Origin of the sequence: Streptomyces sp. SID5910 (assembly GCF_009862125.1) — a bacterium.
GTDB lineage: Bacteria > Actinomycetota > Actinomycetes > Streptomycetales > Streptomycetaceae > Streptomyces.
Window position 1 is genome coordinate 1 of record NZ_WWHX01000874.1, and the last position, 13947, is coordinate 13947.

At 70.6% G+C, this 13947-nt stretch carries 11 protein-coding genes and 1 pseudogene; 9 read left to right on the forward strand and 3 right to left on the reverse strand.

Features of this window, described 5'->3' with window-relative positions; all coding sequences use genetic code 11:
- Nucleotides 1-85 precede the first annotated feature (85 nt).
- Nucleotides 86-676 carry a riboflavin biosynthesis intermediates N-glycosidase gene (ybiA, locus tag GTW67_RS30620; protein WP_237519104.1) on the reverse strand — a complete coding sequence of 197 codons (591 nt, stop codon included), beginning with the start codon at nt 674-676 and terminating at the stop codon, nt 86-88.
- A 242-nt stretch (nt 677-918) separates the two neighbouring features.
- On the opposite strand from ybiA, the gene GTW67_RS30625 reads away from it, so the two are divergent.
- The 8 genes from GTW67_RS30625 (at nt 919) to GTW67_RS30660 (ending at nt 10797) form a co-directional block, all read left to right on the forward strand.
- Complete coding sequence (locus GTW67_RS30625) at nt 919-2454, forward strand: gamma-aminobutyraldehyde dehydrogenase (protein WP_161168003.1); 1536 nt, start codon at nt 919-921, stop codon at nt 2452-2454.
- A gap of 241 nt (nt 2455-2695) precedes the next feature.
- A complete protein-coding gene (locus GTW67_RS30630; RefSeq protein WP_161168004.1) occupies nt 2696-3943 on the forward strand; it encodes a polyamine ABC transporter substrate-binding protein in 1248 nt (415 codons plus the stop codon).
- A 5-nt stretch (nt 3944-3948) separates the two neighbouring features.
- Nucleotides 3949-5109 (forward strand): ABC transporter ATP-binding protein, encoded by a 1161-nt coding sequence (locus tag GTW67_RS30635; protein ID WP_161168005.1) that lies wholly within the window; start codon nt 3949-3951, stop codon nt 5107-5109.
- The gene (locus GTW67_RS30640; protein ID WP_161168006.1) at nt 5109-6038 is read left to right on the forward strand and encodes an ABC transporter permease; all 930 of its coding nucleotides are present in this window, start codon (nt 5109-5111) and stop codon (nt 6036-6038) included. The genes GTW67_RS30635 and GTW67_RS30640 overlap by 1 nt, the downstream gene beginning before the upstream one ends.
- On the forward strand, nt 6039-6839 hold the full coding sequence (locus tag GTW67_RS30645; protein ID WP_161168007.1) for an ABC transporter permease: 801 nt from the start codon (nt 6039-6041) through the stop codon (nt 6837-6839). It begins immediately after the preceding gene.
- Nucleotides 6840-6879: 40 nt separating this feature from the next.
- A complete protein-coding gene (locus GTW67_RS30650; RefSeq protein WP_161168008.1) occupies nt 6880-8307 on the forward strand; it encodes an NAD(P)/FAD-dependent oxidoreductase in 1428 nt (475 codons plus the stop codon).
- 126 nt (nt 8308-8433) lie between these two features.
- Nucleotides 8434-8892 carry a hypothetical protein gene (locus tag GTW67_RS30655; RefSeq protein ID WP_161168009.1) on the forward strand — a complete coding sequence of 153 codons (459 nt, stop codon included), beginning with the start codon at nt 8434-8436 and terminating at the stop codon, nt 8890-8892.
- Between the two features lie 87 nt (nt 8893-8979).
- On the forward strand, nt 8980-10797 hold the full coding sequence (locus GTW67_RS30660; RefSeq protein WP_161168010.1) for a carbohydrate binding domain-containing protein: 1818 nt from the start codon (nt 8980-8982) through the stop codon (nt 10795-10797).
- Here GTW67_RS30660 and GTW67_RS30665 read toward each other — a convergent pair.
- Together GTW67_RS30665 and gabT are read right to left on the reverse strand one after the other, a co-directional pair.
- On the reverse strand, nt 10736-11374 hold the full coding sequence (locus tag GTW67_RS30665; RefSeq protein ID WP_161168011.1) for a phosphatase PAP2 family protein: 639 nt from the start codon (nt 11372-11374) through the stop codon (nt 10736-10738). The genes GTW67_RS30660 and GTW67_RS30665 overlap by 62 nt on opposite strands.
- Before the next feature lie 479 nt (nt 11375-11853).
- The gene (gabT, locus tag GTW67_RS30670) at nt 11854-13188 is read right to left on the reverse strand and encodes a 4-aminobutyrate--2-oxoglutarate transaminase (protein WP_161168012.1); all 1335 of its coding nucleotides are present in this window, start codon (nt 13186-13188) and stop codon (nt 11854-11856) included.
- A 249-nt stretch (nt 13189-13437) separates the two neighbouring features.
- Here gabT and GTW67_RS30675 point away from each other — a divergent pair.
- A pseudogene (locus tag GTW67_RS30675) lies at nt 13438-13947 on the forward strand (ATP-binding protein); the annotation flags it as partial.

Sequence of the window (13947 nt, forward strand, 5' to 3'; positions counted from 1 at the left end):
ACCCGTGCCGCCCCAGCGGCACGATTGCCCGCAGCTACGCGGGGGAGGCGGCCCGCAGCTGCGTGCGCGGGGTGGCGGTCCGCAGCTACGTGCGCGGGGTGGCGGCCCGCAGTCGCTCCCGTGCTGCCATCAGGGCGAAGCCCAGCAGGTTCTGGCCCCGCCAGTGCTCCGGGTTCGTCGTGGCCTCCGCGTCCGGGGAGAGGCCGATGCCCCAGACTCGGTCCAGCGGGCTGGCCTCCACCAGGACCCGGTCGCCGGTGTTCAGGAGGAACGTGCGCAGCGCCGGGTCCGCGGCGAACTTGTGCACGCTGCCCTCGACGACGATGCGGAACCGCTCCCGCTCCCACACCGCCTCGTCGAAGCCGCGCACCAGGCGTCCCGCCTTCTTCGCCTCCGCCGGATGCCCCGCGGCCAGCACCCGCCGCTCCGCCTCCGCGTCCTCGAAGAGCCGCGCCTTGCCGGCCATCATCCAGTGCTCGGCGGTCGCGTACTCCACCCCGTCGACGGTGAAGGGCGACGGCCACCACTGGCTGAGACAGCTCGGTCCGATCCGGCCGTCCGGAAGCGGCTGGTGTCCCCAGAAGCAGAGGTACTTGATCCTCGCCCCCGCCCGGACCTCCCTGAGCAGCGCTTCTCTGCTGTCGATCATGTCTGCCGCCCCCGTGGTCCTCTCCATGCACGCGAGTCTGGCACGCGCCACTGACACTCCGTCCGTCCTTTTCCGTGGCGACTCGACACCTGGTCGACAGATTCCGTCGCGTAACCAAATGGCAACAACGGAATCACTTGTTGGGGGCCTGGTGCTCTGCCAGGATCGGCACTCACATCGAGCCTGAGCCACGCCGGCCCCGTCATGGGGACTCCCGTCAGGCCTTCCCGTCGCGGAGACCGATCGCGGGGACATCGAGGAGAGCCGACATGCACAACCCGGGCAATGCCACCCCGGACCGATTCCCGGCCCAGCAGCGCTTCGCGGACGGCGCGCAGTACATCGCGGGCCGTCTGACGAAGGGCACCTCCGGCCGTACGCACACGGTCGTCGACCCGGCGACCGGCGAGGACGTCCTCACCTACGAGCTCGCCGGCGCGGACGACGTCGACGCGGCCGTCGCCGCCGCGCGGGCGGCGTTCCCCGGCTGGGCCGGCGCCACCCCGGGCGAGCGCTCCGACGCCCTGCACCGGTTCGCCGCCGTGCTCGCCGACCGCGCCGAGGACTTCGCCCGCGCCGAGTCCCTCCAGTGCGGCAAGCCGCTGAAGCTGACCCGCGAGTTCGACGTGCCGGGCACGGTCGACAACGCCGCCTTCTTCGCGGGCGCCGCCCGCCACCTCCAGGGCCAGTCGGCGGGGGAGTACTCCGGCGACCACACCTCGTACGTGCGCCGCGAGCCGATCGGCGTCGTCGGGTCCATCGCGCCCTGGAACTACCCCCTCCAGATGGCCGCCTGGAAGATCCTCCCGGCGATCGCCGCGGGCAACACCGTCGTGCTGAAGCCCGCCGAGATCACCCCGCTGACCTCCCTGATGTTCGCGCAGGCGGCGACCGAGGCCGGCCTCCCCGACGGCGTGATCAACATCGTCACCGGCACCGGACAGGAGGCCGGTGAGCACCTGGTCGGCCACCCCGACGTCGCCATGACCTCCTTCACCGGGTCCACCGCCGTCGGCAAGCGCGTCGCCGAGGTGGCCACCGCCACCGTCAAGCGCCTCCACCTGGAGCTCGGCGGCAAGGCGCCCTTCCTCGTCTTCGACGACGCCGACCTCGACGCCGCCGTCAACGGCGCGGTCGCGGGCGCGCTCATCAACACCGGCCAGGACTGCACCGCCGCCACGCGCGCGTACGTGCAGCGGCCCCTCTACGAGGCGTTCGTCGAGAAGACCGCCGCCCTCATGGACACCGTCCGCGTCGGCGACCCCTTCGCCCCCGGTACCGACCTCGGCCCGCTGGTCAGCCACGTCCAGCGGGACCGCGTCGCCGGCTTCGTCGACCGGGCCCGCTCCTACGCGCGCGTGGTGTGCGGCGGCGAGGCACCGCAGGGCGACCTCAAGGAAGGGGCCTACTACCGGCCGACCCTCATCGCCGACGCCGCGCAGGACAGCGAGGCCGTCCAGTCCGAGATCTTCGGCCCGGTCCTGGTCGTGCTGCCCTTCGACACCGACGACGAGGGCATCCGGCTCGCCAACGACACGCCGTACGGGCTGGCCGCCTCCGCGTGGAGCCGGGACGTGTACCGGGCGAACCGCGCCACCCGCGAGATCAAGGCGGGCTGCGTGTGGATCAACGACCACATCCCGATCATCAGCGAGATGCCGCACGGCGGATACAAGGCGTCCGGCTTCGGCAAGGACATGTCCACGTACTCCTTCGAGGAGTACACACAGGTCAAGCACGTCATGTTCGACAACACCGCGGTGGCGGCCAAGGACTGGCACCGCACCGTCTTCGGGGACCGTTAGGGGGTGTCGTTTGGATCTTGCCGGCGTCGCGGGCCCTGGCACGCACATCTGCCGCGTTGTCGTCGGTTGCCAACGCTCCGCGTTGTCGCCCTCCTCCGCCTTGCAGCTGCACGCACCAGGCCCCGCTCGGGTCGGCCCAGAGCCACCGTCGCTCAAGGCCGGCCTGATCCAAACAACACCCCCTAGCCATCACGCCAGGCCGCCGACCACGGCCGACCCACCCGAAAGGGCAACCACGCGCATGGAGCAGTACGAGCCCGACCGCCTGACCCCGGCCCAAGTGGCCGCCATGCGGCGCAGTTTCACCAACGGCAGGGCAGCCCTCACCCGCCGGTCGCTGCTGCGCGCCTCCACCGGCGGTGCGCTCGCGGTCGGCGGCCTCGGGACGCTGAGCGCCTGCGGCATCCCCGCGGCCGGCAAGACCGAGGGCGGCGTCTCCTCGCAGGACCGCTCGGCGAAGGAGAGGAAAGTCGCCTTCTCCAACTGGACCGAGTACATGGACGTCGACGAGAGCGGGCGGCGGCACCCGACGCTGGAGGCGTTCACGAAACGCACCGGCATCCAGGTCACGTACACGGAGGACATCAACGACAACAGCGAGTTCTTCGGCAAGATCCAGCCGCAGCTCGCCGCCGGCCAGGAGACGGGCCGCGACATCATCGTGCTCACCGACTGGCTGGCCGCGCGGCTGATCCGCCTCGGCTGGGTCCAGAAACTCGACCCGGCCAACCTGCCGCACGCCTTCGCCAACCTGTCCCAGCAGTTCCGCAACCCCGACTGGGACCCGGGCCGCGCCTACTCGTACCCCTGGCAGGGCATCTCGACCGTCATCGCCTACAACAAGAAGGCGCTGGACGGCATAGAGGTCACGTCCGTCTCCGACCTGCTCGACAACCCGAAGCTCAAGGGCCGCGTCGGCTTCCTCACCGAGATGCGCGACACCATGGGCATGATGCTGCTCGACATGGGCAAGGACCCGGCCCGCTTCACCGACGACGACTACGACGCGGCGATCGCCCGCCTCCAGAAGGGCGTCGACAGCGGCCAGATACGCCGCTTCACCGGCAACGACTACACGTCCGACCTCACCAAGGGCGATTTCGCTGCCTGTCTGGCCTGGGCCGGTGACGTGGTCCAGCTCAAGGCGGACAGCCCCGACGTCGACTTCGTCATCCCGGACAGCGGCTACATCACGTCGAGCGACAACATGCTGGTCCCCAACAAGGCCCGGCACAAGACGAACGGCGAACGGCTCATCGACTACTACTACGAGCCCCGCGCGGCCGCGGAACTCGCCGCCTACATCAACTTCGTCTGTCCCGTCGACGGTGTGAAGGACGAGCTCGCGAAGATCGACGAGGACGCGGCGAACAACCCGCTGATCATTCCCGACAAGGCCATGCAGGCCCGCTCCCACTCCTTCCGCTCCCTGAGCGCGAAGGAAGAGACGGCCTACGAAGAAAAGTTCGCGAAGCTCACTGGGGCGTGACGACGATGAAGACCACCACAGACGCGACGGACCGCGGCGGCGACGTCCGCCTCTCCGGCATCAGCAAGACCTACGGCTCCTTCACCGCCGTGCACCCGCTCGACCTGACCGTGCCGCAGGGCTCCTTCTTCGCCCTGCTCGGCGCCTCCGGCTGCGGCAAGACCACCACCCTGCGCATGATCGCCGGACTGGAGGAGCCCAGCAGCGGCACCGTCCACCTCGGCGACCAGGACGTGACCGCGCTCCCCCCGTACAAGCGGCCGGTCAACACGGTCTTCCAGTCCTACGCCCTCTTCCCGCACCTCGACATCTTCGAGAACGTCGCCTTCGGCCTGCGCCGGCGCGGCATCAGAAGCGTGAAGAAGCAGGTCGAGGACATGCTCGACCTCGTCCAGCTCGGCGAGCAGGCCCGCAAGAAGCCGCACCAGCTCTCCGGCGGCCAGCAGCAGCGCGTCGCCGTCGCCCGCGCCCTGATCAACCACCCCAAGGTGCTGCTCCTGGACGAGCCCCTCGGCGCCCTCGACCTCAAGCTGCGCCGCCAGATGCAGCTGGAGCTCAAGCGCATCCAGACCGAGGTCGGCATCACCTTCGTGCACGTCACGCACGACCAGGAGGAGGCCATGACGATGGCCGACCAGGTCGCCGTGATGAACGGTGGCCGCGTCGAGCAACTGGGCGCCCCCGCCGAGCTGTACGAGAACCCGCGGACCACCTTCGTCGCCAACTTCCTCGGCACCTCCAACCTCATCGAGGCCGAGGTCGTCTCCACCAGCGGCGACGACATCGTGGTCAAGGCGGCCGGCGACAAGCTGGCCCTGCCCGGCGCCCGATGTTCCGCGCCGGCCCAGGCGGGCGGCAAGGTCCTGGTCGGCGTCCGCCCGGAGAAGATCAGCCTCACCCACGCCGACGACGCCGGCTCCATCCCCGAGGGCCGCAACCGCATCACCGGCAAGATCAGCAACACCAGCTTCATCGGCGTCTCCACGCAGTACGTGATCGACTGCGCCGCCTGCCCCGAGTTCGAGGTGTACGCCCAGAACATCGACCGCGACGCCCGGCTCGCCCCCGGCGCCGACGTCGTCCTGCACTGGAACCCGGCGCACACCTTCGGTCTGGACGCCTCCCAGGACATCGACGCCGGTGTCGCCGAGGGGGAGGCCGCCTGATGTCCACCCTCACCGAGGCGCCACCGCCGCTGTCCCCGGCCGCACCCGAGAAGAAGCCCCCGCGCAAGAGGGGCCGCTGGACGCCGTACTGGCTGCTGCTGCCCGGCATCCTGTGGCTGATCGTCTTCTTCGCCGCGCCGATGGTCTACCAGGCCTCCACGTCCGTGCAGACGGGCTCGCTGGAGGAGGGCTACAAGGTCACCTGGCACTTCGCCACCTACTGGGACGCGCTGTCCGAGTACTGGCCGCAGTTCCTGCGCTCGGTCGCCTACGCGGCCTCCGCGACCGTGCTGTGCCTGCTGCTCGGTTATCCGCTCGCCTATCTGATCGCCTTCCGGGCGGGCCGCTGGCGCAACCTGATCATGATCCTGGTGATCGCGCCGTTCTTCACCAGCTTCCTGATCCGCACCCTGGCCTGGAAGACGATCCTCGCGGACGGCGGGCCGGTCGTCGGCGCCCTGAACACGCTGCACGTCCTGGACGTCACGAGCTGGCTCGGCTGGACGTCCGGCGACCGCGTGCTGGCCACCCCGCTCGCGGTGGTGTGCGGTCTGACGTACAACTTCCTGCCGTTCATGATCCTGCCGCTGTACACGTCCCTGGAGCGCATCGACGGCCGGCTGCACGAGGCGGCCGGCGACCTCTACGCGAAGCCCTCCACGGTGTTCCGCAAGGTCACCTTCCCGCTGTCGATGCCGGGCGTGGTCTCCGGCACGCTGCTGACCTTCATCCCGGCCACCGGCGACTACGTCAACGCCTCGCTGCTGGGCTCGGCCGACACCGGAATGATCGGCAACGTGATCCAGTCCCAGTTCCTGCGGGTGCTGGACTATCCGACGGCCGCGGCGCTCTCCTTCATCCTGATGGCCGCCATTCTCGCCATGGTCACCGTCTACATTCGCAAGTCCGGCACGGAGGATCTGGTTTAAATGACCTTCGTCAACTGGTTCAAGCGCAATCTGGTCGTGATCGCCGGACTGCTGACGCTCGCCTATCTCCTGCTGCCCAACGTCATCGTCACGGTGTTCTCGTTCAACAAACCGAACGGGCGCTTCAACTACGAATGGCAGCAGTTCTCCACGGACGCCTGGAAGGACCCGTGCGGGGTCGCGGGGCTCTGCGGGTCCCTCTCGCTCAGCCTCCAGCTCGCCTTCTGGGCGACGCTCGGCGCCACCGCCCTCGGCACGGCGATCGCCTTCGCGCTGGTCCGCTACCGCTTCCGGGCGCGCGGCGCGATCAACTCGCTGATCTTCCTGCCGATGGCGATGCCCGAGGTCGTGATGGCCGCCTCGCTGCTCACCCTGTTCCTCAACATGGGCGCCCGGCTGGGCTTCTGGACGATCCTCATCGCCCACATCATGTTCTGCCTCAGCTTCGTGGTGACGGCCGTCAAGGCCCGCGTGATGTCGATGGACCCGCGCCTGGAGCAGGCCGCGCAGGATCTGTACGCCGGTCCCTTCCAGACCTTCGTCCGGGTCACCCTGCCGATCGCCGCCCCCGGAATCGCCGCCGGCGCGCTGCTCGCCTTCGCGCTCTCCTTCGACGATTTCATCATCACCAATTTCAACGCGGGTTCCACCGTCACCTTCCCCATGTTCGTGTGGGGCTCGGCCCAGCGCGGAACGCCCGTTCAGATCAATGTCGTCGGTACGGCCATGTTCGTCGTCGCCGTACTGTTCGTCCTGGTCTCCATGGCCCTCGGCAACCGCCGAAATCGCCGCAAGGCATAAAGCACCTCAGTACATCCGTAGTTCGTAGGGAGTTGAAATCATGGCCCCTGGTGCCATGAGCCGCAGCAACGACTGGACGAAGTCCCTCTCCGACGCCCAGCCGGTCCCGTACTGGCTGGACGACCCCGGCCGCCCCCGTCCCGAGCCCGCCCTCACCGGCCTCGACACCTGCGACCTGCTGGTCGTCGGCGGCGGCTACAGCGGGCTGTGGACCGCGCTGATCGCCAAGGAGCGCGACCCGGGCCGGGACGTGGTGCTGCTGGAGGGCCGCGAGGTGGGCTGGGCCGCCTCCGGCCGCAACGGCGGGTTCTGCGCGGCCTCCCTCACGCACGGCCTGTCCAACGGCCTCACCCGCTGGCCCGGCGAGATCCACAAGCTGGAGGAGCTGGGCGCCCGCAACCTCGACGAGATCGAGGCGGCGGTCGCCCGCCACTCCCTCGACTGCGAGTTCGAGCGCACCGGCGAGATCGACGTCGCGACCGAGGAGTACCAGGCCAGGGAGCTGAAGGACTGGTACGAGGAGATCGGCGCCCAGGGTCTGGCGGAGGGCGTCGAGTACCTGGACGCCGACGCGGTCCGCGAGCAGGTCGACTCCCCGACCTTCCGGGCCGGTCTGTGGGACCGCCGGGGCGTGGCCATGGTCAACCCCGCCAAGCTCGCCTGGGGCCTCAAGCGGGCCTGCCTCGACCTCGGTGTGCGCGTCTACGAGAACACCCCCGCGCTCACCCTCAGGCCGTACGGCGCCGGCATGGCCGTCCGCACCCCGTACGGCGGCGTCCGCGCCCGCACGGTCGCCCTCGGCACCAACGTCTTCCCCAACCTGGTCAAGCGGGTCCGCTCGTACACCGTCCCGGTCTACGACTACGCCCTGATGACCGAGCCGCTCAGCGACGCGCAGCTCGCCTCGATCGGCTGGAAGAACCGGCAGGGCCTCGGGGACAGCGCCAACCAGTTCCACTACTTCCGGCTGTCCTCCGACAACCGGATCCTGTGGGGCGGCTACGACGCGATCTACCCGTACGGCGGCCGGGTGCGCGCCGAGTACGACGACCGCCCGGAGACGTACGCCAAGCTCGCCGGACACTTCTTCACCTGCTTCCCGCAGCTGGAGGGCGTCCGCTTCACGCACGCCTGGGGCGGCGCCATCGACACCTGCTCGCGCTTCTCGGCGTTCTTCGGCACCGCGCACCGGGGCAAGGTCGCCTACGCGGCCGGATACACCGGGCTCGGTGTGGGCGCGACCCGGTTCGGTGCCGAGGTGATGCTCGACCTGCTGTCGGGGGAGCGCACCGAGCGCACCGAACTGGAGATGGTCCGCAGGAAGCCGCTGCCGTTCCCGCCCGAGCCCTTCGCCTGGACCGGCATCGCGCTCACCAAGTGGTCGCTGGCCCGCGCCGACGCCCAGGACGGCCGGCGCAACCTGTGGCTGAAGACGATGGACAAGCTGGGTCTGGGCTTCGACAGCTGACCCGGCCGGCCCCGGGATGTGACCCGGTTCACCCCAAGGAGTCGCGGCAAGTCGCGTAATGCCGCCCCGAGACCTCCCTCTCCCTCGTGACGCACCCCGCGTCCTACGAGAGAGGGAGGTCTTCACATGCCTGGTGCGAAGACGGCGGTCGCGTGGCTGGCATCCGTCGCACCGGATCCCGAGTCGTGCCGGCGGGAGTGGGAGCGCAACCCCCAGGGGATCGTGCTGCTGCCCGCGGGCAAGGCCTGGGACGTGCTCATCCTGCCGAGCCGGCTCGGCTATCCGACCCTCGACGTGCTGTCCCGCGTCCTGGACCAACCCGGCCCCGTGCTCGTCGACTTCGGCGACGCGCGCACGGGGTTCCTCGTGCCGCCCGGCACCGCCGCCCGCTGGCTGGGCACCGGCATCCGGACGGCAGGTCCCGGCACCTGGATCGTCGTGCCGTACCCGGGGCGGCTGTCGGCCTCCGGCATCCGCTGGCTGATCCCGCCCGACGGATCCGGCACCCTCACCGACCCCGCGCTCCTCGAACTGGCGATGCACGAGGCGGCGGCGGGTCTCGCGGCGGGGGAGGAGAGGCGGTGAGCCGCGCGAGGGGTTGACAACCGAATTGGTCTGGACCAAGTTGGGCGCGCTCCACCCTCCCCATCTCCCCCATGTCCGGAGGCACTTGTGGAACGCTTCAGACCGCTCGCCCGACGACCCCTCGTCACCCTGCTCACCGCCGCGGCACTCGCCGTGTCCGGCATGACCGCGCTCTCGTCGGCCGCCCGTGCGGCCGACGCGGACCTCGCACGGAACGGCGGCTTCGAGTCCGGTCTCGACGGCTGGACCTGCACGGCGGGCACGACGGTGACCTCGCCCGTGCACGGCGGCACCGCCGCCCTGAAGGCCACCCCGGCCGGCGCCGACAACGCCCGCTGCGCGCAGACGGTGACCGTGAGGCCCGACTCCGCGTACACGCTGTCGGGGTACGTCCGCGGCACCTACGTCTACCTCGGCGCGAGCGGCACCGGCACCACCGACGTCTCCACCTGGGCCCAGTCCGCCCCCGACTGGCAGCGCCTGACGACCACCTTCCGCACCGGCCCGTCCACCACCCAGGTCACCATCTACACCCACGGCTGGTACGGCACCGGCGCCTACCACGCCGACGACATCTCCCTCACCGGCCCCGGCGGCGAGACGGGGCAGCCCCCGGCGGCCCCCACCGGTCTGACCGCCGGCTCCGTCACCTCCTCCGGCGTCGCCCTGTCCTGGTCACCCGTCCCGGGTGCGGCCGGCTACGCCGTCTACCGCGACGGCGCCAAGGTCAGCACGGTCACCGGCACCTCCACCACCGTGACCGGCCTGACCCCCTCGACGGCGTACGCCTTCCAGGTCGCGGCCGTCAACGACGCGGGCGAGTCGGCGCGTTCGGCCACGGTCACGGCGACCACCGCCCAGCGCCCCGACGGCGGCGGCGGCTCGTCCGGCCTCCCGGCCCACGCCCTGGTCGGCTACCTCCACGCGAGCTTCGCCAACGGCTCCGGCTACACCCGCATGGCCGACGTGCCCGACAGCTGGGACGTCATCGACCTGGCCTTCGGTGAGCCCACCTCGGTCACCTCCGGCGACATCCGCTTCACCCGCTGCCCCGTCACCGAGTGCCCGAACGTGGAGAGCGACGCCGAGTTCAAGGCGGCCATCAAGGCCAAGCAGGCGGCCGGCAAGAAGGTGCTGATCTCCATCGGCGGCCAGAACGGCCAGGTGCAGCTGTCGACGACCGCCGCCCGCGACACGTTCGTCTCCTCCGTCTCGAAGATCATCGACGAGTACGGACTCGACGGCCTCGACATCGACTTTGAGGGCCACTCGCTGTCCCTGAACGCCGACGACACCGACTTCAGGAACCCCAAGACCCCGGTGATCGTCAACCTGATCTCGGCCCTGAAGACCCTGAAGGCCAAGTACGGCGCCGGCTTCGTGCTGACCATGGCCCCGGAGACCTTCTTCGTGCAGAACGGCTACCAGTTCTACGGCACCGGCAAGTGGGGCGGCCAGGACCCCCGCTGCGGCGCCTACCTCCCCGTCATCCACGCCCTGCGCGACGACCTCACCCTGCTGCACGTCCAGGACTACAACTCGGGGCCGATCATGGGCCTCGACAACCAGTACCACTCCATGGGCGGCGCCGACTTCCACATCGCCATGACCGACATGCTGCTCACCGGCTTCCCCGTCGCCGGCGACACGGGCAACGTCTTCCCGCCGCTGCGCCCCGACCAGGTCGCCATCGGCATGCCCGCCTCCGTCAACGCCGGCAACGGCCACGTCTCCCCGGCCGAGGTGAACAAGGCGCTCGACTGCCTGACCAAGAAGACCGACTGCGGGTCGTACACCACCCACGGCACCTGGCCGGGGCTGCGCGGACTGATGACCTGGTCGGTCAACTGGGACCGGTACGCGAACTGGGAGTTCCAGAAGAACTTCGACGCGTACTTCGGCTGAGCGCGAGCCACACACCCGTCAGCAGGACCGCCCCCAGGCACCAGCTGGCCACCACGTCCAGCGGCCAGTGATAGCCCCGGCGGACCAGCCCGTACGAGACGCCGAGGACGAGGACGGCGCAGAGCGCGACGAGCACACGGCGGGCGGCCGGCGTACGCAGCAGCGGAAGCAGCAGCAGCGTCGCCGCGCCGTACGCCACGAGCGCGGTCGCGGTGTGGCCGGACGGGTAGTAGCCGACGGCCGGCGGCACCGCCGGGGTGCCGGGGCGGTCGGTCCACTCCTTCAGCGGCGCGACCAGCACCGGCACCAGCACCATCGCCGCGGCCCCCGCGAGGGGCGGCAGCCACCACCGGTCCACACCTCTGGCACGTCCGAGCCACGCGACGCACCCGAGGGCCAGGACGAGGACGGGCACGGCGACCGGCACATTGCCGAGGTCGGCCAGCAGCTCGGAGAAGCGGTCCGGGTGGACGAGCGCCCGGCTCACCCGCTCGTCCAGCCCCACCAGCGGGCCGTCGGCGACGACCTGCCAGGTGATCAGCACGAAGAGGAGGGCGGGCACCCCGAGCAGCAGCATGGGACACAGCTTGGCAAACAACACCGAAGGGCCGGCACAAGGGGGGGAGTGTGCCGGCCCTTCGGTGAACCACCGACCCGGGTGCCGAGGCGGCGTCCTGACCGGAACGTCGCGCGCCCCGGGGGGTGTGGGGCGGGCGACCGTCCGATCGGTGAGGAGACCCGGAACCCTCGGGTCCCGGTTGTGTGCGCGAGGCACGACCAGGTCGAAGCTGGGGAGGCCCCGGCCCGGGATCCGCCCACGGTCCCCCGTGGGCGGGGTGTATCTCTCATCTGCGTAGAACCTACGACAGGGGGTGGGCCGAGGACAGAGGCATCGACGTCCTGACATCCACCCCGCACACGTTCTTCACACGCTCTGCGGTTCGCCGCGTCAGGCGTGCGAACCGCAGCTCGGATGGGCGTTCGCGGGGCCGCACGGACGCGCGAGCCCGGGCGGGCGCGGACGCTCCGCTCAGGCACTCCGCTCAGGCGCTCCGCTCAGACGCGGGCGAAGCCCTGCTCGATGATGTCGAGGCCCTCGTTCAGCAGGTCCTCGCCGATCACCAGCGGCGGCAGGAAGCGCAGCACGTTGCCGTAGGTGCCACAGGTCAGGACCAGCAGGCCCTCGGCGTGGCAGGCCTTAGCGAGCGCGGCGGTCGCCTCCGGGTTCGGCTCCTTGGTGGCGCGGTCCTTGACCAGCTCCACGGCGATCATCGCGCCGCGGCCCCGGACGTCGCCGATGATGTCGAACTTCTCGGCCATGGCGGTCAGGCGGGCCTTCATGACCTCCTCGATCCGCTTCGCCTTCGCGTTGAGGTCGAGCTCCTTCATCGTCTCGATCGCGCCGAGCGCACCCGCGCAGGCGACCGGGTTGCCGCCGTAGGTGCCGCCGAGGCCGCCGGCGTGGGCGGAGTCCATGATCTCGGCGCGGCCGGTGACGGCCGCCAGCGGCAGACCGCCGGCGATGCCCTTGGCGGTCGTGATCAGGTCGGGGACGATGCCCTCGTCCTCGCAGGCGAACCACTGGCCGGTGCGGCAGAAGCCGGACTGGATCTCGTCGGCGACGAAGACGATGCCGTTGTCGGCGGCGAACTGGCGGATCGCGGGCAGGAAGCCCTTGGCCGGCTCGATGAAGCCGCCCTCGCCGAGCACCGGCTCGATGATGATCGCGGCCACGTTCTCGGCGCCGACCTGCTTGGCGATCTGGTCGACGGCCTGCGCGGCGGCCTCCGGGCCCGCGTTCTCCGGACCGGTCGGCCAGCGGTAGCCGTAGGCGACCGGCACGCGGTACACCTCGGGCGCGAACGGACCGAAGCCGTGCTTGTACGGCATGTTCTTCGCCGTCAGCGCCATGGTGAGGTTGGTGCGGCCGTGGTAGCCGTGGTCGAAGACGACGACGGCCTGGCGCTTGGTGTACGCGCGGGCGATCTTGACGGCGTTCTCGACGGCCTCGGCACCGCTGTTGAACAGGGCCGACTTCTTGGCGTGGTCGCCCGGCGTCAGCTCGGCCAGCGCCTCGGCGACGGCGACGTAGCCCTCGTACGGCGTGACCATGAAACAGGTGTGGGTGAAGTCGGCGAGCTGCGCGGACGCCTTGCGTACGACGGCCTCGGCGGAGGCGCCGACGGAGGTCACGGCGATGCCGGAGCCGAAGTCGATCAGGCTGTTGCCGTCGACGTCCTCGATGACACCGCCGCCGGCGCGCGTGACGAAGACGGGCAGCGTGGAGCCCACGCCCTGCGCGACCGCGGCGGTCCGGCGGGCCTGCAACTCCTGCGACTTCGGGCCGGGAATGGCGGTGACGACGCGGCGCTCCTGCGGAAGTGCGGTCATGGGGGCTCCTGTGGATCTTTTCGGACGCTTGCCTTCTTTTTCGCAGGCTAGGACCGGGAGCCGGGGGTGGGCATGCTCCATGTGGGCGTTGTCCGCGCCGCCGGTTGTCCGCGGTGGACAGATGGCACGTACGGCGGCATGTGGACACGTCCGCGCGGGCCCGGCCGCGTAAGCGGTGAACTCGCCCTGCCGGGGCGTTAGATTGGCTCGCTGATGGTGGACGGAGCGGCTGGTCAGGGGGCAGGGTCGATGGACAGCGACGGCAGGCGGGACACGCGGGGTACGCACGCGAATCCTGTGCCGCGTCCGGCGGGGCCTCCCGAGGTGCCCGCGGTGCCGCCGCGGCCCGCCCGGCAGCCCGGCACGCCCCCGGCACCGGCCGCGCCCCCGCCGCCGGACGGCTCCGCGTTCCTGACCTGGCTGCGCACCCCGCGGCCCGAGGCGCTGCCCGGCGTGTGGCGCTTCGGACACCGGCCGCGGCCGGAGGAGGAGCCCGAGCGGATCCCGGCCCGGCAGCTGCTGAGCGGGGCGCTGATCGCGTTCCTCGTCGGATGGCTGATCTGGTCGCTGCTCTACAACGGCTATCTGGGCGGCTGGTGGATGCTGCCGCTGTTCGCGATGCTGCCCGAGTCCTGGGCCCCGCCCGGAACGGTGCGTTCTGTCATCGCCGGCTACGTCTGGTACACGGTCGTCGCCCTCGTGATCATGGTCGGGGTCGGGCGGCTCGGCCGCTGGGACGAGGTGTGGCGCCGTTTCTTA

Excerpts from the sequence above, each read along its gene's own strand:
- GTW67_RS30625 (WP_161168003.1), top strand. The coding sequence starts at position 919 with ATGCACAACCCGGGCAATGCCACCCCGGACCGATTCCCGGCCCAGCAG.
- GTW67_RS30635 (WP_161168005.1), top strand. The coding sequence starts at position 3,949 with ATGAAGACCACCACAGACGCGACGGACCGCGGCGGCGACGTCCGCCTC.
- GTW67_RS30650 (WP_161168008.1), top strand. The coding sequence starts at position 6,880 with ATGGCCCCTGGTGCCATGAGCCGCAGCAACGACTGGACGAAGTCCCTC.
- ybiA (WP_237519104.1), bottom strand. The coding sequence starts at position 676 with ATGGAGAGGACCACGGGGGCGGCAGACATGATCGACAGCAGAGAAGCG.
- gabT (WP_161168012.1), bottom strand. The coding sequence starts at position 13,188 with ATGACCGCACTTCCGCAGGAGCGCCGCGTCGTCACCGCCATTCCCGGC.
- GTW67_RS30645 (WP_161168007.1), top strand. The coding sequence starts at position 6,039 with ATGACCTTCGTCAACTGGTTCAAGCGCAATCTGGTCGTGATCGCCGGA.
- GTW67_RS30655 (WP_161168009.1), top strand. The coding sequence starts at position 8,434 with ATGCCTGGTGCGAAGACGGCGGTCGCGTGGCTGGCATCCGTCGCACCG.
- GTW67_RS30640 (WP_161168006.1), top strand. The coding sequence starts at position 5,109 with ATGTCCACCCTCACCGAGGCGCCACCGCCGCTGTCCCCGGCCGCACCC.
- GTW67_RS30630 (WP_161168004.1), top strand. The coding sequence starts at position 2,696 with ATGGAGCAGTACGAGCCCGACCGCCTGACCCCGGCCCAAGTGGCCGCC.
- GTW67_RS30665 (WP_161168011.1), bottom strand. The coding sequence starts at position 11,374 with ATGCTGCTGCTCGGGGTGCCCGCCCTCCTCTTCGTGCTGATCACCTGG.